Source organism: Pseudomonas sp. EA_65y_Pfl1_P113, from assembly GCF_963970525.1.
Lineage (GTDB): Bacteria > Pseudomonadota > Gammaproteobacteria > Pseudomonadales > Pseudomonadaceae > Aquipseudomonas > Aquipseudomonas tritici.
The window spans coordinates 103,305-120,632 of sequence record NZ_CAXAQM010000007.1 but is presented as its reverse complement, the minus strand read 5'-3'; the positions used below and the strand labels follow the sequence as shown (position 1 = coordinate 120,632).

At 53.3% G+C, this 17,328-nt stretch carries 15 protein-coding genes and 1 pseudogene; 7 read left to right on the top strand and 9 right to left on the bottom strand.

All coding sequences use genetic code 11. The annotated features are described in order from the left end of the window. Nucleotides 1-58: 58 nt before the first annotated feature. From AACY52_RS09275 to AACY52_RS09250, 6 genes and pseudogenes are all read left to right on the top strand, one after another. Nucleotides 59-1,368, top strand: a pseudogene (locus tag AACY52_RS09275) (tyrosine-type recombinase/integrase). 903 nt (nt 1,369-2,271) lie between these two features. Then, on the top strand, nt 2,272-3,252 hold the full coding sequence (locus tag AACY52_RS09270) for an integrase domain-containing protein (protein WP_339433582.1): 981 nt from the start codon (nt 2,272-2,274) through the stop codon (nt 3,250-3,252). Beyond that, entirely contained in the window at nt 3,249-3,524 is a 276-nt protein-coding gene (locus AACY52_RS09265; protein WP_339433583.1) for a hypothetical protein, read from the top strand. Before AACY52_RS09270 ends, AACY52_RS09265 begins: the two co-directional genes overlap by 4 nt. A 338-nt stretch (nt 3,525-3,862) precedes the next feature. After that, nucleotides 3,863-4,774 (top strand): hypothetical protein, encoded by a 912-nt coding sequence (locus tag AACY52_RS09260; protein WP_339560437.1) that lies wholly within the window; start codon nt 3,863-3,865, stop codon nt 4,772-4,774. Further along, nucleotides 4,771-5,241, top strand: coding sequence for a hypothetical protein (locus AACY52_RS09255; RefSeq protein WP_073471546.1), 471 nt, complete (start codon nt 4,771-4,773; stop codon nt 5,239-5,241). Before AACY52_RS09260 ends, AACY52_RS09255 begins: the two co-directional genes overlap by 4 nt. Then, nucleotides 5,238-7,292 (top strand): hypothetical protein, encoded by a 2,055-nt coding sequence (locus AACY52_RS09250; RefSeq protein WP_339560436.1) that lies wholly within the window; start codon nt 5,238-5,240, stop codon nt 7,290-7,292. Before AACY52_RS09255 ends, AACY52_RS09250 begins: the two co-directional genes overlap by 4 nt. 138 nt (nt 7,293-7,430) lie before the next feature. On the opposite strand, the gene AACY52_RS09245 is transcribed toward AACY52_RS09250, so the two are convergent. The 4 genes from AACY52_RS09245 to AACY52_RS09230 form a co-directional block, all read right to left on the bottom strand. Then, entirely contained in the window at nt 7,431-8,384 is a 954-nt protein-coding gene (locus tag AACY52_RS09245) for a DNA-processing protein DprA (RefSeq protein ID WP_339560435.1), read from the bottom strand. A 2-nt stretch (nt 8,385-8,386) separates the two neighbouring features. Next, complete coding sequence (locus AACY52_RS09240; RefSeq protein WP_323154306.1) at nt 8,387-9,649, bottom strand: HAD hydrolase-like protein; 1,263 nt, start codon at nt 9,647-9,649, stop codon at nt 8,387-8,389. Between the two features lie 418 nt (nt 9,650-10,067). Then, nucleotides 10,068-10,304 carry a type II toxin-antitoxin system RelE/ParE family toxin gene (locus AACY52_RS09235; RefSeq protein WP_339494244.1) on the bottom strand — a complete coding sequence of 79 codons (237 nt, stop codon included), beginning with the start codon at nt 10,302-10,304 and terminating at the stop codon, nt 10,068-10,070. Between the two features lie 34 nt (nt 10,305-10,338). Beyond that, nucleotides 10,339-10,584 (bottom strand): type II toxin-antitoxin system RelB/DinJ family antitoxin, encoded by a 246-nt coding sequence (locus AACY52_RS09230; protein ID WP_339494241.1) that lies wholly within the window; start codon nt 10,582-10,584, stop codon nt 10,339-10,341. 652 nt (nt 10,585-11,236) lie between these two features. Between AACY52_RS09230 and AACY52_RS09225 the strand changes: the two genes are divergently transcribed. Further along, the gene (locus AACY52_RS09225; protein WP_339421214.1) at nt 11,237-11,521 is read left to right on the top strand and encodes a DUF3077 domain-containing protein; all 285 of its coding nucleotides are present in this window, start codon (nt 11,237-11,239) and stop codon (nt 11,519-11,521) included. A gap of 66 nt (nt 11,522-11,587) precedes the next feature. On the opposite strand, the gene pelG is transcribed toward AACY52_RS09225, so the two are convergent. From pelG to AACY52_RS09200, 5 genes are read right to left on the bottom strand one after another with little or no spacing between them, the layout of a single operon-like run. After that, complete coding sequence (gene pelG, locus AACY52_RS09220; RefSeq protein WP_339421212.1) at nt 11,588-12,958, bottom strand: exopolysaccharide Pel transporter PelG; 1,371 nt, start codon at nt 12,956-12,958, stop codon at nt 11,588-11,590. Next, complete coding sequence (gene pelF, locus AACY52_RS09215; RefSeq protein ID WP_339421210.1) at nt 12,959-14,473, bottom strand: GT4 family glycosyltransferase PelF; 1,515 nt, start codon at nt 14,471-14,473, stop codon at nt 12,959-12,961. Then, on the bottom strand, nt 14,466-15,458 hold the full coding sequence (locus AACY52_RS09210) for a HEAT repeat domain-containing protein (RefSeq protein WP_339456724.1): 993 nt from the start codon (nt 15,456-15,458) through the stop codon (nt 14,466-14,468). The genes pelF and AACY52_RS09210 overlap by 8 nt, the downstream gene beginning before the upstream one ends. Further along, nucleotides 15,436-16,803: a PelD GGDEF domain-containing protein gene (locus tag AACY52_RS09205; protein WP_339421206.1), complete on the bottom strand. Its 1,368-nt coding sequence runs from the start codon at nt 16,801-16,803 to the stop codon at nt 15,436-15,438. The genes AACY52_RS09210 and AACY52_RS09205 overlap by 23 nt, the downstream gene beginning before the upstream one ends. A gap of 5 nt (nt 16,804-16,808) precedes the next feature. Next, entirely contained in the window at nt 16,809-17,327 is a 519-nt protein-coding gene (locus AACY52_RS09200) for a hypothetical protein (protein WP_049710551.1), read from the bottom strand. Nucleotide 17,328 lies beyond the last annotated feature (1 nt).

Below are 17,328 nucleotides of genomic sequence, written 5' to 3'. Positions count from 1 at the left end.
CCTTCCCCGAGGGTATGTTAGGGGTACTGCGATTTCCCGGTCAGGAGCGCGTACCCCTATGCCACGTCTAGCGATCCCCCTCAGCGACCTGCAATGCCGCACGGCCAAAACCCGCGAACGCGCCTACAAACTGTTCGACGGCGGCGGCATGTACCTTTTCGTCAAACCCAATGGCGTGAAGACCTGGCGCTTGAAGTACACCAAGCCCAGCGGCAAGGAAGGCACGCTCATCATCGGCAATTACCCCATCGTTACCCTTTCCGTCGCACGACGTAAGCGAGACGAAGCCAAGGCGTTGCTGCTCGACAACCTCGACCCAATGGAAGAAAAGAAGAAGGCCAAGATCGTAGCCCAACGGGCGGCACTGCTTTTCGAAACCGTTGCTCTGGAGTGGCACGCCGACATGTCCCGTCGCTGGACCGAAGGCCACGCAAAAACCGTGATGAGCCGACTGCGTACCCACGTCTTCCCGCTGATCGGCCAACGACCCATCGCTGAACTCGACACCCATGACCTGCTAGAGATCACCCAGCGCATCAAGGAACGCGGCACCATGGATGTGGCGTTAAGGGTACAGAACTACTTATCCACCATCATGCGCGGGGCCAAAAGGGCTCGGCAGATCACCATGAATCCTGCACTGGATCTGGCAGGCTCGATTCACGCGCCGCGCACAATCCATCGCCCGGCCCTCTCCCTCAACCGCCTACCCGAACTGCTGCACCGGATCGACAACTACAACGGCCGCGAGTTGACGCGCCTCGCCGTCCTGTTGACGTTGCATGTATTTGTCCGCTCCAGCGAACTACGCTTCGCTAGATGGAGTGAGTTCGACCTTCAACGCGCCATGTGGGAAATCCCAGATACGCGCGCACCGATTGAAGGGGTACGCAACTCCACACGCGGGACCAAAATGAACGGCGACATTCAAATGGTTCCGCTCTCGCCGCAGGTCATCGAAATACTGGAGCGCCTGCGCAGCCTCAGTCGCTTTTCAGAGTTAGTGCTACCGGGCGACCACAAGTACTGGAAGCCCATGTCCGAGAATACGGTGAACACCATGCTCCGCAACGTCGGCTATGACACCAGCAAGGACGTGTGCGGCCACGGCTTCAGGACCATGGCCTGTAGCGCTCTGCTGGAGTCCGGGTTATGGACCGACGCAGCCATCGAAAGACAAATGAGCCACAAGGAACGCAACCGTGTGCGTGCCGCGTATATCCACAAGGCCGAATTCCTCGAACAGCGCAGGCTGATCATGGCGTGGTGGAGTAACTACATCGACGCCAACCGCCATAATTCGCTCACCCAGTCGGCGACAACATCACAGCCCTACAAAATAGCCGTGGCGCATCCAAACGTGGGTAAACCTGTGAGATCACCGTTGTCCGCCCTTCCACGCGGGTCCATCCAAGCGGGGCTGCAAAGCCGCCCTGTTTGGATGGACCTCATTTAAAAAATCTAAAGTCCACGCAAATTGTCTGTGGAAAACCATAGATTTCCACCGGTGGATAATTTCATCCACAGCCGCAGAATTCCCGAAAATTCGAGCCTTGACCCAAATTATCCACAAGCGTAGAAAAGATCGGGCAAAGCGCTGTCTTTGACAGCAACCCAGGTAGCCAGAACCTTTAAGGCTACGCCACACCGTGGTGGTTCTCCCAAAGTGCGATTAGCGTCCGGCGGCTCGCACGGTCACAGCGATGTGATGGATGCCTACTTTTACCAGCGTGCCCACTGCGGCAACTCATTCCCTTTCCTAGCTGCCCTGCAGCAACCTATCCGCTTGGCCATTTCATTGCGCCAACCTGCGCCCGTCTCTTTCTCCCGGAAAGAGACGGGCGCTCCTACCACTGCTGCAGCCCAACTCGTACAAGGCCTTGCGGCATTCCCCCTCGTGACAATCGGCGTGACAAACACCGAAGTCACCAGCAACAGCGATACCGATGATGGTGCCGTAGCCCAGGAATGGATTGCACCTGACTGACAGTCAGGCATGCCCCGGTCATCGCTTCACTGCCTTCACCCGACTCAGGATCTCGCGGCGCTGGTCTCGTCAGCCAGTGCAGTCTCCACCCGCCCACCGCTATCGGTGTTCAGGAGGCCAGATCATGAGACGCCCAAGCTCCCGGTCGTAAGGAGCCGTCAGTCCCGCGTTAGTGGACAACCCTCACAGGCCGCAGGGGCCTTGATCCCTGATAACACTCAACATTCGTGGCGGGATGACGTGGGGAAGGTTTTAAAAGTTTTGGCTTTGAGCGGAGTTCGATCATGGCACTAGTAGGTAAACGTGACGGGCGCAACCATGGCTATGGTCGGCAACTGAGCTATGCCGGGCCGCAAGCGCTAAAAGATCTGTTTGGCGGCGGGCACTATGGGACCGTTAAAGCGCACAGTGATCGCTGGCAGGCGTTTGTGCGTTGGTGTCGATCGGAGGATGGACCAGGATTTAACGATGCGCGGCAGATTAATTGGCAGACCTTGCTGGACTACGCCGGACATCTGCGCCAACAAGTTGAACGAGGTGAGCTGGCCATCGCGACTGCGCAAAACCGGTTGTCCAGTGTGAATCGGACCCTGGCCGCGCTTCGCGGTGATCAGTATGTGAAGGTCGTGAGTCCGAGCAAGGCGTTGGGAATGCGGCGCTCCAGTGTTCGTCGCTCGGTGCCGCAAGGCCAAGACCGCGAATACGTGAAGCGGGTCGTAGACGTGCTCTGCGGACATCAACAGTCGCGCGCCGCGGCTATCGCGCAGTTGGCGCGAGCCACCGGTATGCGCTTACGCGAGGCGATTTTGGCCGACCTTCCGCGTCTAAAGCGTGAGGCCGAACACTACGGCAAGATCAACATCCAGGACGGCACCAAAGGCGGCCGCTCAGGTGCCTCGGCACCTCGCTGGATTACCATGGATGATCGTATTCGTGACGCTCTTAGGTTTGCCGAACAGTTCTCGCCAACCGGCAGCCGCAACCTGCTTGCACCAAACGAAAGCTACCTCGACTTCTTGGAGGGAGTCGTCCGTCCCGCACGGGACATCCTCCATACGCACCGACTAAAAGGCTTCCATGAATTGCGGGCAGCCTATGCGTGCGAACGCTATCAGCAGATTACCCATCATCCTGCGCCGATCAACGGCGGCAGGTGCAACCGGATAGACCGGCGGCTCGATCAAGAAGCCCGAAGGCAAGTTAGCTACGAGCTGGGGCACGGCCGTATCGACGTGGTCGCGGCGTACATCGGGGGACGACCATGAGCAAGCCATTCGATATGGAGTTGTTCCTGGCTGGTGTTTTGAAAGGGTCATATACCACGCGCCAACGCCATCTGCGTCAGGCGAAGGCGATCCAATCAGCAATTGCGGGGCGCTGGCGACGGGACAACCCTCGGGCTTGGCAGAGAAAACACCTTGATTGGTTTCTCAATCACCACTTGAACCGGCGTAGTGAGTCGACACGCTATTACTACTTGCTGACGGTGCAACTGCTCACTCATCGATTAGAAAAATCATGGGTCTTCAACCGTTAAGTGGGGGGAGAAAACGGCCAAGCTCCGCCGGTCGGTCCAGGGACTTTTGACCTGTCTCCGTCATCCAGCACTGAAATTGACATAAGCCAGACCGTAGACGCGTCTAGGAAATCAGTGGTAATTCAGAGTAGCATGGCTCATGGCCAGCAAATCACAGTCGCCTTAAGGATATAGGTGTATGACGACAAAGGGAATTTTGCCTAACTCATGTTGTAAAGCCGATCGTAGCTATCGCGCCCCTCTGTCTTCGAATCTAGAAAAAGCAAAAGTGCTGCCCGGAAAGCATTGCAGTCTAGAATGATGCCGAAGTTTTATTAATTTCAAAACATGGATTGGCTATGGAACTAAGTCCTAATAAGGTTTGGGAACGCAAGGAGTGGGAGGGCCATGTTAACGACCTTCTGCGGATCAAGCATGGACAAGAAAATTACGTCCCAATTCCTGACAGGCATAACGGTGACGCGGGTATTGAAGGGTATTCGTTCTGTGGAAATGCCTACCAATCCTTTTGCCCTGAGGAGCTATGTAGTACTGCAGAGCTGTATGAGAAGCAACGCGATAAGATGACGACTGATATTAATAAGTTCATCGAAAATAAAGACGGCAATCTCGCAAAATTCTTTAGCTCTACACTAATAAGGAGGTGGATTCTTGTAGTTCCCAACCTTAACTCTAAGTATTTGGTGGCGCATGCAGCCGTGAAAACTGTAGAGGTTGTAGAAGCAAAGCTACCTTATGTTGATAATTCTGACTTTCGAATTTTAGTGTGGGACAGAGGAACTTTTAAACTCGAAGAATCCGAACTTTTAGAGCAGGGCGTGCGGGTTTTGAGGCTAGAAAGAAAGTCCATCACGGACATTGATATGTCTGAATTTCAAACAGACAAGTCAGAGTTTGTAAGGAATATCGATACCAAGCTTCTAAAGCTAAAAAAAGCTCCACAGGCTCATATTGAAAAAACGAGAGAAATCATGCTAAAACAAGCAATTCACTCTCAGAATATGCTAACAGACTTGAAGCAGGACTACCCTGAATATCACTCTCAAATTATGGGAGGAGTAATTGCTCGAGAAGAACAGTTGTATATTGAGCATTTCGAATCCGTACAAAAAAGTCCAGCGCAGCAAGTCGAGGTTTTGAAAGGGAACCTCGAGAAAAAGAGCAAACTGCATGAAGATAATTTGGAATGTATTGCAGCTGGTACGGTCGCGGATTGGATAATGCGATGCAATTTGGACTTCGAACAATGAACATATTAGATATTGTACCTAAGAAAGCGGTCTTTCGCCAAACAGGAACCCCTGTAGAGCCAGAGCTACGGCCTGTTTGGCGAATATCTTTGATTGCGTTAATTTTGTCATTGCTTAGTTCTGGGAACAAAGCCAATGCCAAAAAGATCCAAGTCTTATGTTCCTTGATTTCTTCCTCAGACAAAAGGCAACAATATTTTTCGCCCACTAAAGATTTACTTGATAACTTTAATGTGAGATTCGACCCGCTGGTGGATAGAGCTATCGACCTAGGGATAGGGGAAAAAGTTTTCGAACTGGACTCGTCTAAAAGCATTAAACTCACCAAGAAAGGGTTGGAATTTGCAAAAAAAATTGAATTCGATAAAGAAGTTTTTATTAACGAGAAAGGATTTATTCTGAAGTTCAAAAAGTCTTTTTTTACAGATGAAGTTATTGATCGTCTTATCGCGGGGGTGCGTTTGTGAGCAAGTTGAAGCTGAGAAGACTAAGGATAGTTTCGCAAACGAACGAAGGTCGATACGGTGTAGACATACCATTCTTTAAAGGGCTGAATATTATTCAGGCTGAGAATACTTTCGGCAAGTCAACGTGTATACAAAGTATTATTTATGCTTTGGGGCTGGAGGGGACTCTAGGGCCTTCTAGAAAGACTCCGTTAAAGTCTGCTTTAACGACCAGATTGAAAAAGGCAGATGGTAGCTATGCTTTGATTTCGGAAACAAAGATTTTCCTCGAAATTGAAAACTCGTCTGGTGCTGTGGTTACATTAGTTAGAAGTAGCATAGAAAGTAAAAACAGGTTAATTTCTGTTTCTCAAGGTGCGCCCGGCGATGTTGAGAACCTTCCTAGTAGCGCTTTGACAGATTATTTTGTACGAGATCCTGGGGCGGCTGTGAGAGACAGAGGATTTCATCAGTTTCTAGAGAAATTCTTAGGGGTAGACGAACCGCAGGTAATTAAGTATGACGGTTCTTTTTCAAACTTATACCTTGAATCAATTTTCGCCGTAAACTATGTAGAGCAAACGCGCGGGTGGGGCGGAATTTTGAATGTGCTCCCGACTTATTTGCAGATTAAAGAACTTTCCAGCAAAATCATTGAGTACAACTTAGATCTTGATATTCAAGAGAATAGCAAGAAGCGGCAACAGCTTTTGGTCAGGCAGTCCGATTTAGAGTCTGTTTGGACTGTTAATGTTGAAAGGCTTGTTTCGTTGGCGAAGCAAGTTCAAGCGTTTGTATCAGGTAATATTTCGGATGATATAAGTAAGCAGGCGGCAATAAACAGCGCATCTGATATTTATTTTCTTGACACCGATTCCAAAGAGGTTAGCCTCGGTCAATATGTTAAAAATCTGAAAACGGATTTAGAAAAAATTAGGTCTGAGTCAAAAGCTATTGAAATTGATAGTCAAAAAATTCCTGGACTTGAGCTTGAGCTAACGTTGCTGACAGAAAAGCTTACTGCGGAGGAGGCTGCGTTTTCTATTCTTATCTCAGATCTGGATGTCAGCGATGAGTACATAAAATCTATTGATAAAAGAACTGCCTCTGTTAGAGAGAGTTTGCGTAAATATAACGATGTTAAAAAACTTCAAGATTATGGCTCAGAAGAGAAGTTTAATTTTTTAGAGGGTATTTGCCCAACATGCAATCAGCCGGTTGAAGACTCTTTGCTACCTCATATGCATAACCAATCTGCACTCGGGGTAGATGACAATATAAAGTACCTGGAAAAGCAAAAAATTGTTTTTGACTCGATGAAAGAAGGTGAGTCTAAAAAGCTACTAACAAAAAAGTCACTAATTTCTCAGGCCCAGCATAAAATCAATGCAACTCGTGCGGAGATAAGATCTGTTAAAGAAAGTTTGACGGATGTCAAGGGGGCGCCCTCTCGTGTTCAGCTTAGAAAAGAGATTTTGCTAGAGGAAAGAATTTCTAGTGTAGAAAAGGCGGCAGCCTTGGAAACCGAGATCAAGCAGAAACTAGTTTCTGTAATGTTGGATTGGTCGACAATCACGGGAGCATTGAAAAAGCTACCTTGGGATGGGTTTAGTCGAAATGACAATATAAAGCTCAATGAGCTTCTTAATTTTTTCAAAGAAAATCTTAAAGATTTTGATTACAAAAGTACACCTATTGAAGATTTTGAAATATCTAAGCGCACGTACAAACCTGCTATCGATGAGGTGGATTTAGGTTCTGAGGCGTCCGCAAGTGATAATATTCGAGTTATATGGGCGTATATGTATACTTTGTTAGTTCTGGACTCTCGCTTGAATGGGTTATCCACAAATCACCTTGGGCTCTTGATGCTCGACGAACCACGCCAGCAAGAAACTAAAGAAGTTAATTTTAAGACTTTCATTGAAAAGGCGGCTCGAACATTTGAGTTGGATAAGCAGGTTATCATCGCGACGAGTGAAAAGTATGATGACCTGCTAAAGATGATTGACGGCTTAGAAGTTAATGTTGTTCGCTTTGAAAGCCCAGTAATATCTCGAATTGGTTTGTAATTATAACAGGCACCTGTAAAAAACAGACATCATGCTTGTGATGCACAAGCATGGCGCTACCCCTCCTCAGACAATGCGGCGGGGTTTACTTCCAATTCGGCAATGATGACTTGGGACATCAGTCGCTGCTTCCCGTTACTAGCGAAGACTACGTGACAGAACCTCCAACATCATATCGTAATCTTCCCTCCGTCTAACGATATGGAGTTTTTCTAACGCGGTTGGGTCGCACTTTAGTAGATTGCACTTACCTATTACATCTTCTGAAGCCAGCAAGAGGTTTGCGGAAATTTTGCTTTCCGAGTTTCTGATGTCTTGATCCGTAGGATAAGGCACTATAAGTGGCCGTCGATCCTTGATTGCTGCTCGGGATGCATGCAGGCTTCCGCCAACTAGGTCTGACTGGATCATCATTACGCCTTGGGAGAGTGCGGACTGAGTTTTATCCCGTATCACAAAATTCGTAGGTATTGGTTTAACATCAAACGCAAACTCTGACACTAACGCCCCACCACTAGATAGAATCGACGACGCTAAATCTTTATTTTGCGACGGTGAAACTGTGTGCAATCCATGGGCCATTACAGCGACTGTTTTTCCAAATGATTTTATCGCCTGCTTATGAGCAATACTATCGCAACCTAACGCCAGCCCACTTACAATCGCCCAGCCTTGCTGAACCATCCAGTGAGTCATGCGCTTTGTTATCTCCTCCCCATGAAGCGTAGGCTGCCTTGTACCTATTACAGCGACCGAAGGACTGTTTAAAAGCTCTACGTTCCCCTTGACATATAAAATCGCAACACGAACACCAGAAATCGCTAGTGCTCTAGGAAATTCAGAATCCAATAGGCTAATTATTTTAGTATCATTCTTGGAGGCCATATCTATTTGAAAGTCTGCATATCTACGAGCCTCATCAAACTGCTCGCTGGTGAACGATTTTTTACGCAGATCAGAGGCATACTCACATAGCTCAACGACCGTCTTCAATGGGTACGATGAAAGCGCCAGCACTTTTTCAATAGTGCTTGGGCCAACACCTTTTAATCCACTCAAGATCAAAGCATTGTAAGCGTCATCGCTCATCATTTTCAGTCCCTGGCCCCTGAAATTGTGTGTGCCAAGCTGATGCAAAAGACCTCTTCAGCGCCGTTCGCCCTGCTGTATTTGTCCATATAGTAAAGAGTAGCGCCAGTTGTTACCACATCATCGATCAGAAAAACCAATTTATTTTCAATCTCTGCATCGTCAGCAATCGACAGGCAATCACGCACATTTTCGTATCTTTGAACCATGGTCAAATGCTCTCCATGATGAGACTTTGCCTCAGGAGAAAATTCAAACATATCATCAATTACCTCCACCGTACTGTTCGACAGCGGAGACTCCTCAAGTATGGATTCTATTTGCTCTAAAAAGTTCTCCATCCGCGGAGGCCGATTTTTCTTAGAGGGTGCCGTGGTGATTACTATTTTATATTTTTTAAACAGGCTCTTTATGCCTCCCTTCTCCCTATGAGTTTTTATTTGCTCATTGACCGTATCACGAACACATTTAGCCCACTCAATGGGAAAATTATCAGTATTCTTAAATCTTACAATCTCATTGGTCAGCTTATGCCATTCCCGCCGAGGTTTTATAGACTTATGTTCTGTGAATAGTCGACCCAACGAGATAACTTGAAGTGGCCGCTTTGTTTCTTCCACAGCGCGTGGAGGAAAGTGACCCGCTCGGCAAACTCTTCCAAAGAACCCGTTATGCGCTTGAACTCCTTCGACCAAGCGCTCCAGAATAGGTAACTTTTGACCTATGTCCAAAATCGCTTCAACCAAAGTCTTCTGTTTGACAACCGACGCATCAGGGATTCGCTTTCTCGCCTCATAATGCGGAGAAGCGCCATGGAGCTCTGCTAACACTACCCGGACTCCTGCATGGTAAGCTGCCTCCACGTCTCCGAGGTCATCACCCACTATAACAATCGCTTCGCGATTCGTTACCTCACAAGCTTTCGCCGCCAAAATGATACCGTCAGGGGCTGGCTTGGTATTCTTAACATCCTCGAATGCAACGATTGATTCCCAGTCAACATCCGAATATACCTCACTCAATACTGTACAGGCGTAGCATCGAGGCGACTTGGTGAAAACCGCCAACTTCAAATTTGGAATAGCTCCTTTAAGTTCTTCAAAAAAATCTGAAGATAGTAGCCGCCTGTTTTTCTTGTTAATTTCAGCGATTAAGCGAGACTTATACTCCTGATCTTTATTTCCCAAATTGGAGGCACCGCGAAAGCCCTCCAAGTCGTCAGTCAGTGCCAACGTATTGTCCAGATCAAATATAACCAACTCAAACATCTCAAAATCCCTTTATCGAGTCAAAGGGCAAGACTGATGGGTAGCCGCCATTAATGTCAATATGACACTAGTCTTATTTCACGTACCTAACCGCTCAAGCCTTCACTATGGATAACTTGTTAAGCTGGATGGTGTAGCGCTTGCTAAGAATGTCACGTCGTGAAGAAAGCTAAAAAAATCCTGATTCGATTCCACCAAAAGCCATAACCAGCTGATTTATTTATAGTTACTAGTTGGGGTACGCCAAATTTTCCACCGAACTCCAGACCCGCAGAAAACCTAGCCCCGCTAACCGCTACCGTTCGTCTGGTGCCGCATCACGTTCCACCGAACGCTACAGAGTCCCACTCCCGTAATCATGCTCGCATTTTCACACATCCTGACTCGGCGGGCTTTTCACTTATACGTTGCGTACTCGCTAACTTAACCGCTCAGCCGCTTTGCGATAAACCTGCTCACGCTCGCGCTTATCGACCGCCACCACGAACACCATGACCTCCTGGTCGATCACTTGATAGACCAGCCGATAGCCGCTGCTGCGCAGCTTGATCTTGTAGCAGTCGGGAAAGGCGTGTAGACGGTTGGCTTCAATGCGCGGATTGACCAGAATCGTGGCCAGCTTCTTCTTGAGTTGCTGGCGCACGGTATCCCCCAATTTGTGCCACTCCTTTAACGCCCGCGCATCGAATTCAAGGCTCTAGGTCATCTAGCGAAACCTTAACCCGCTGGGGATTAGCCAGCCGCTCGCGAACCGTTGCGATCAAGGCTTCATCGTCCTCGGTCATCAGGACGGGCCTGAAGGGTAGCTGACCGCGCTCTGCTACGTATTGCAAGGCTTGGCGCATCAGCTCAGAAGGGGTGACGCCGAGCTTTTCCAGCTCGTGGTAAGCACGCGCTTTGAGGTCGTCGTCGATACGGACATTGATGGACGCCATGGGATGGCCCTCCCTGTAATGACATTGGTCTTTACAGTGAGGTAAAAACTTCATTTGAGCAAGCCTGAAAATGGCTGGTTTTTTTTCCCAACTCACAGGTTACGTGTGTCGCTCGCAACTCTACGTACCAAGCACAGCACATGCTCACAGCTTAATCGTCCCCGATTCGATTCCACTGAAAGCCATAACTAGCTGATTTATTTATAGTTACTAGTTGGGGTACGCCGAGTTTTCCAGCGAAATCCAGACCCGCAGAAAACCTAGCTTCGCCGAAAGCTACCGGTCGTCTGGTGCCGCACCATATAGAACAACGACTTAGGCTCACCACACGGCAACGCAAACCGCCGCAAAAAACCCTCCCATCAACTTTCTCGATTGCTCCCCCGCCCCCACCACGCTACTCTCCCTGCGTCGCTGCCAATTCAGCGATCGGGCCTGAGAACCCGGCAAGATGCAGGCGCACCAAGCGCCCCCAAAACCCGATTTGCAGGCGTTTTTTTTCGCCTCACAATTCGTGCAATGGCGGCTGTGCGTGGGAGACCTTCGGGTCTGCCGGGTTCCTGTATCTCCGGTTTCTCAGCCTGCGCACAGCTGCCACCCATTCGCCTGAGAACGAACGTGGTAGCGCTCACCCGATATGGGAGTTTTACCAATGACCGCTCCAAGTCCATCCGCACTAACCACCCTCGGCGTCACCCCCTTCTCCTTTCACTCCGACCACCCTCTGTTCCGCGTCAACAGCGGTGTTTCCCTGCATGAAGCCTTGCACCACGTTTCCGATCTGCTCCATGTCGCCCAGTTGCTCGCAGAAGACGCAGCAATGACGCGAGACACAGATCGTTATGCCTGGGCATCGCATTATCTGCAGGAGATGAGCAAGGCGGTGATCGATGATGTGGTGAAGGTACTGGAATCACCCTGCAACACCGAGCAATAACGCAGCAACAAAAAAGGCACTTGCCGCTCACCGACAAGTGCCTTTTTTATTCGCCAGCAACCGCGATCAACGCGACAACATAAACGTCTCGTACTCCAGATCCTCCAGCGCCGATGACAAGCGCGCCAGCCCCAGCAGTACACACACCAGCAACGACAGCGTAAACCCGTACCCGAAGAAGCTCGGGCCCAAGTGCATGCTGAGCAGTGTCAGGCCGGCGTTGAGGACGGCGAACAGGACGCACAGTTCCAGCACCACGCGGCGTTTGTCGAGGTAGAAGAACACGTTGAGCAGCGCCATAAAGACAACCTGGATGCTCACGCCGATCAGGTCGATGTAGAACAGTGGCAGGTAGTAACTGGAGATGCCCAGCCAGTCCAGCAGGCGTGGTGCGAAGAGGAACAGCAGCACCACGGTGAGGCCTTGGACTTTGCAGATTTCGAGCAGCCCCTGGCGGATGGACAGGGTCATTTCGGTCTTCAGCGAGCCGATGTGCTGCAGGGTTTCGCCGTCGCGGATGGCCCGGAACAGGCGGTCGTACCATTCGGCAAAGTCGGTTTCGATGCGCACCAGGAACACGGCCATGCCGGGGATGATCGCGAGGTAAGCGATGAAGATCGGCATGTCGTAGAGGATCGAGGCGCGCAGCGGGCCGATGACGGTGTTGGAGGTGGCCGGGTTGAACCAGAACATGATCTTGTCCACCCAGATGCCGAAGTTGTAGAAGAACCCGGTCACCAGCAGGCTGAGGAACACGTTGCGGCGATCGAGGAAGTCGAAGGCGATGAGTTTTTCAGCCCGGTATTCGCGCAGGATGTCGTAGAGGTACAGGAACAGCAGCGTGCTGTGCCCGATCAACAGCGCCAGCAGCAAGCCTGGCATCTCCAGGAAGCTCAGCAGGTAGGCGCTCGCAACCATCAGCGAGTAGCCCACCAGCATCACCAGCAGGATGCGGTTATATTTTTTCATCCCCGACAGGAAAATGATCACCAGCCACAGGTTGCACAGCACCACGAAGTTCGAGAGCACCAGCACGCGGTAGATCAGCGGCTGATCGAACAGCACCGCCAGCAGGATGATGCCGAGTACGCCGGCGCCCACGGTCACCATCAGTAATATGCCCAGCAGGTTGGGCAGGATTTGCTCGTAGTTGCGCTGGAACAGTTGGTCGGACACAAACCGGGTAAAGAACAGTTGCAGGCCGCCCGTCAGGATCAACGAGCTGGCCATCAGGTACGTCACCGTCACCAGAAACTGCCCGACCAGCGAGTTGGGCAACATCAAGCCCAGGCTGATGATGCCCACCAACATCACGCTGATGATCGACAGCACCCACGGCCCGGAGCTGATCAGCCCGGCATAGACGTAGGCATGCAGGGTGGCGGTGTAAGAGTCGCGCGAAAGGATCTTGCGCAGTTCAAAGCCAATACCGGCCATTTAGCTGTTCTCCATGGCTGCCTGGTACAGGTCGCGGTAGCGCTGCAACATCAAGGCTTCGGTGTAATAACGGTTGACCCGCGCCAGGCCGCTGGCCTGTGCGGCTTGCCAGCGTTCCGGACTGCGCAGCAGTTCTAGGATGGCGACGGAGGTGGCCTGTGGGTCGGCGATCGCGACCACCTTGCCCGCAATGCCAAGGTCACGGTCTTCGGCGCTGCCGCCTTCGATCAGTTCGCGGCACGAGCCTACGTCGCTGCTGACCACCGGCGTGCCGGCGGCCCAGGCTTCGAGGATCACCAGGGGTTGCGCCTCACTGATCGAGGTCAACACCATCAAGCCGAGCTGAGGCAGGATGTCCTGAATGCGCTGGAAGCCGAGGAAGTGCACCTTGCCTTCCAGGCCCAGGCTGGCCATCAGGCTGCGGCATTCGCTGACGTACTCCGGGTCTTCCTCTTCCGGCCCGACGATCCAGCCTTCAACCTCAGGCATGGCACTGATCACGCCGCGCATGGCCCGCAGGAAGGTTTTCACGTCCTTGATCGGCACCACACGCCCGATCAGGCCCACCCTCGGGGCAATGCCCGGCGCGCGTGTTTCAAGCACACGATTCCACTGCGCCAGGTCGATACCGTTGGCAATCAATTGCGTGCGCGCAGGCTCGGCGCCGTCCTTGATCTGGCGCTGACGGTTACCGTCATACAAGGCGATGATGTTGTCGGCGCTGTTGTAGGCCAATTGGCCGATCCGCTCGAAGTAGCGCACCCACAGCGTACGGATGTAACCCGAGCCGCCGTCGAGGCTGCGGTTCAGCGCCTGGCCGGAGGTCTCGGCGATCCACGAGGCCTGGGCCAGGTCGATCTTGCGTTCTTTGGTGTAAATGCCGTGCTCGCTGAGCAAGTAGGCGCAGTTCCAGCGCTGCTTGAGAATGCAGCCCAAAAGCCCGGCGTAACCGGTGGAAATCGAATGCAGCACGCGCGCGCGCGGCATTTTGCGCGAGGCTTCGGCCAGCATCAGCAAAGGCGACTGCAGCGAGCGCAGGGTCCAGAAATAATTGACAAAGGACGGGTCGGCGCAATGCAGGCGATAACCCTCGCTGAGCGTCTCCCAACTGGCGCGGCTGCGCAGGACGTCGTCGAGGGTCATGTCGCCGCTGGCGATGCAATCGAGCAGCTTCTCGCCCAGCTCACGTTCAGGTTGGTCCGGGTGATGCAAAAAGCGATACAGGTCGGCCAGGTGCTGCGGGTTGGCTTCGCGCGGTGTGCCGTGCAGATTCGTGGGATGGGTCGCGTCCTCGAGAAACATCTCTTCGATGTGCAGCACGTTGGCCGGCACTTCGTAACGGCGTTTCTCATACGCTGAGCGCTGGCCGCCGATGAACATCACCGAAAAGGTCAACTCCGGCAGGCCGAGGATCATCTGGTGAATCCAGCTCGAAACGCCGCCGCGCACGTAAGGCCAGGTGCCTTCGAGCAGCAGGCAGATGTCTGCAATCGGTGCCTCTTGCTTGTTACTCATTCCAGCTCCTCACCAACTCAGCGAACCGTGGCCGCTGGCGGGTTTTCTCGGGAAGGCTGGCGAGCAACCCGGGAATTTCGTGATAACGACCGGCCTCGAACGCCAGCTCTGCGCGAAACGGCAAGACCTGGGCCGAGCCCATGCCGTTTTCTTCCGCCAGGCGCAGCAGGACTTCGGCGCGCTCGTTCTCGCCGCGCTCCAGGGCGATACGGCCAGCCAGCAGGAACAGTTCACCGCCCTCGCCCGCTGCCAAGCCCTGCTCGGCATGCTCGCTGGCCTGATTGAGTACGTGCTCCAGCACGCTGCCTTGCGCCAGGCCGAGGTAGGCCAGTTCCCAGTACCAGCGCGCCAGCATGCTGTGGACCGGGCCTGCGGTGCGCGAACTGACATCCACCAGTTGCTCAAGGGCCATCTGGATATGCAGGTTGATATCGCTTTCCTGCTTGTCGAGCATCGAGTAGGCGAGCAAGCGAACGTCGTCGCTGGGATCTGCCAGCGCCAACTTGAGAATGGGCACCGCTTCCTTGCCGGGCATCCGTCGTGTGGCCAACAAGGCCGACAAACGCTGGTCCGGATCGGGCGCGTGACGCAGCACATCCTGTAAGCCGCCATCGGCGAACACCGGCTTGTGCAACTGCGCCTGCGCGCGGTACGGCAAGCTTGGAATACCAACGGCCTGCCAGGCTTGTTTGTCGCGCTTGCGCGGCAAGTACAGCGCCGGGAAGATCGCAGCCACCACACCCAGGGTGCCGATGACCGGCACAAAGAACGCCAGGCTGAAAATGAACAGCGGGCTCCAGGGCAACGGCTTGCGGTAGCGCGCCGGCAGCAACAGCCACACGGCCGCGCACAGCATCAGGCAGGCGAAGCCATGGCTGAAGGTGAAGACCAGCAGTTGGTGCGCTTGAGGCGCGTCGAGCCACAAACTTGCCCAACTGCCCGCCTCTAGCACCAAGGCTCCGCTAAACAGCCACTTGCTGATCATTCAAGCCACACTCGTTGTAAAGGAAGTTACGCAGCCCGTTGCGGTCACAGCCAGGCTCCAGGTTGAAAGGCATCACCCGTACGCCCAGGCTCTCGAAGTCGCTGTCGATACCAAAATGCTCATGCAACATCAGGCTGATACGGGCCAGGTAGCCCTCGGTGCCTTGCGGGCTGGTCAACGGCAACAACACCAACAGCAGCGCGTGGTCGCGGTTGTTGCGCACCGGCAAGTGCAGGTCCAGGCCGCGCTGGCTGCGCGCCATCAGGCGCGTCAGCTCGTCGTTGGGGCGTGTCATCTCAAACGCAAACAACCCGGCCGGCAAGGTGTGCTGCTCTATGTCCACCAGCGAGCGCTTGAGTTGCAACGTGAACTGCTGGGCGCCGGCGTCCGGCAGTTGCAGCACTTGCGGGTCGCGACGCAGCAGGTCGGCGATGTGGCCGGCCAGCAGCGACAACAGGCTCAAGGTGCGGTCCTGGAACGCAAAGAACGGCATCTGCCGAACCGCCAGGATGGCCAACAGGTTGCCTTCGGCGTCGATCAGCGGGATGCACGCTTGCAGCGACGAAAACTGCGAGGATTTGCCGGAATCAATCAATTCCTGGCGCACGCTGACCAGTTCACCGCGCTCAAGGCACAGCTTGATCAGGTCATCACCCACGTCCAACGGGCCCATCACACCGATCATCGCCAAGGCTTGAGGCAGTATGTTTTGTTCGCTGTCATCGACGCGGTACAACCCGGCCACGCGCAAGGCGCCGTACTGGCCGAGCATCGCTACGATGGGCTCAGCCAGCGCGATCAGGGCATCGCCTTCGACCGGCATGCCACGCAGCTTTTCCCGCAAGCCCAGCAAGGAACTGCGCAGGCTCTGGTCGCTGCCCGCCACACGCTGCTCGAGCAGGTCATGGGAGACCCGCAGAATCTGGTGGGCGCGGGTGAATTCGTCGAGACGGTACTGACGGTATTCGTTGGCCATCTGCAGACGCTCAAGGCGACGCACCCACAGGTCCCGCACTTCACCGACGAGCATCCCGCACACCAGCACGCCGACGATAAACGACGGATCAATCTGGGTATAACCTTCGTGCCCGCTGCTGCGCAGCGCAAACAGCGCCGCCACCACCAGAACCGCGCTGAACAAGCCGCGCACAAAGCCATAACGTACACCTAACAGCAGCGGTGCCAGGATCGGCCAGGGGAAACCGGCATGCATCTGCAACGGGTCTTCAGGCGTGAGCCAGAAGCCGAGGCCGATCGCCAGGCCCGTCACCAGTATCGTTTCCAGCCAAGACACCGGCCCGCTGGCGCGAGGCGCCAGGCTGTAATCCATGTGTGGAGAATTCATTGCGTTCACTCGAACCGAAGGGCGCCAACAAGTTTGTCGATGACTGTTTGAGCATTGCCCGCCAGGCTTTCACGGGACCAGCCGGCGCGGGCGCCACTTTTGCTCCACAGCACGCGGCCGCTGCTGGCTTCCAGCACGCGCAGGCTGATGCCCACCGCCGGTTCGCCGTCCAGGCCGTTCTTGTACTGCCACTCTTCCACGCTGCCCGCGACCACGTAATCGAGTTTCTGCTCACGGGCCCAATCGAGGGCACCGGCCAGACGCTCATTGTCGTCCATCAAGGCTTGTTCGCCCTGGGTGGTGACAGGGTAAACCCGTGGTTGCAGACCATGGCTGCTGAGCACACTGAGCAGGATCTGCTCGCTGCGCTCACCGGCTTGCGGGGTCTGCGAATAGTTGACCATCGGCACGATGCCCCACTGCGCATTGCGTGGCAGGTTCGGGCTGGTCTCACTGGTGAAGCTTGAGCAGCCGGCAACGAACAGGACTGTCAGCGCCAGGCTCAGGTTACGAATTACTTGCATA

What these genes read in the sequence shown, in the direction of transcription:
- AACY52_RS09210 (WP_339456724.1), bottom strand. Translation starts at nt 15,458, where the DNA reads ATGATCAGCAAGTGGCTGTTTAGCGGAGCCTTGGTGCTAGAGGCGGGC.
- AACY52_RS09225 (WP_339421214.1), top strand. Translation starts at nt 11,237, where the DNA reads ATGACCGCTCCAAGTCCATCCGCACTAACCACCCTCGGCGTCACCCCC.
- AACY52_RS09245 (WP_339560435.1), bottom strand. Translation starts at nt 8,384, where the DNA reads ATGATGAGCGATGACGCTTACAATGCTTTGATCTTGAGTGGATTAAAA.
- AACY52_RS09265 (WP_339433583.1), top strand. Translation starts at nt 3,249, where the DNA reads ATGAGCAAGCCATTCGATATGGAGTTGTTCCTGGCTGGTGTTTTGAAA.
- AACY52_RS09260 (WP_339560437.1), top strand. Translation starts at nt 3,863, where the DNA reads ATGGAACTAAGTCCTAATAAGGTTTGGGAACGCAAGGAGTGGGAGGGC.
- AACY52_RS09205 (WP_339421206.1), bottom strand. Translation starts at nt 16,803, where the DNA reads ATGAATTCTCCACACATGGATTACAGCCTGGCGCCTCGCGCCAGCGGG.
- AACY52_RS09200 (WP_049710551.1), bottom strand. Translation starts at nt 17,327, where the DNA reads ATGCAAGTAATTCGTAACCTGAGCCTGGCGCTGACAGTCCTGTTCGTT.
- pelG (WP_339421212.1), bottom strand. Translation starts at nt 12,958, where the DNA reads ATGGCCGGTATTGGCTTTGAACTGCGCAAGATCCTTTCGCGCGACTCT.
- AACY52_RS09255 (WP_073471546.1), top strand. Translation starts at nt 4,771, where the DNA reads ATGAACATATTAGATATTGTACCTAAGAAAGCGGTCTTTCGCCAAACA.
- AACY52_RS09240 (WP_323154306.1), bottom strand. Translation starts at nt 9,649, where the DNA reads ATGTTTGAGTTGGTTATATTTGATCTGGACAATACGTTGGCACTGACT.
- pelF (WP_339421210.1), bottom strand. Translation starts at nt 14,473, where the DNA reads ATGAGTAACAAGCAAGAGGCACCGATTGCAGACATCTGCCTGCTGCTC.
- AACY52_RS09230 (WP_339494241.1), bottom strand. Translation starts at nt 10,584, where the DNA reads ATGGCGTCCATCAATGTCCGTATCGACGACGACCTCAAAGCGCGTGCT.
- AACY52_RS09270 (WP_339433582.1), top strand. Translation starts at nt 2,272, where the DNA reads ATGGCACTAGTAGGTAAACGTGACGGGCGCAACCATGGCTATGGTCGG.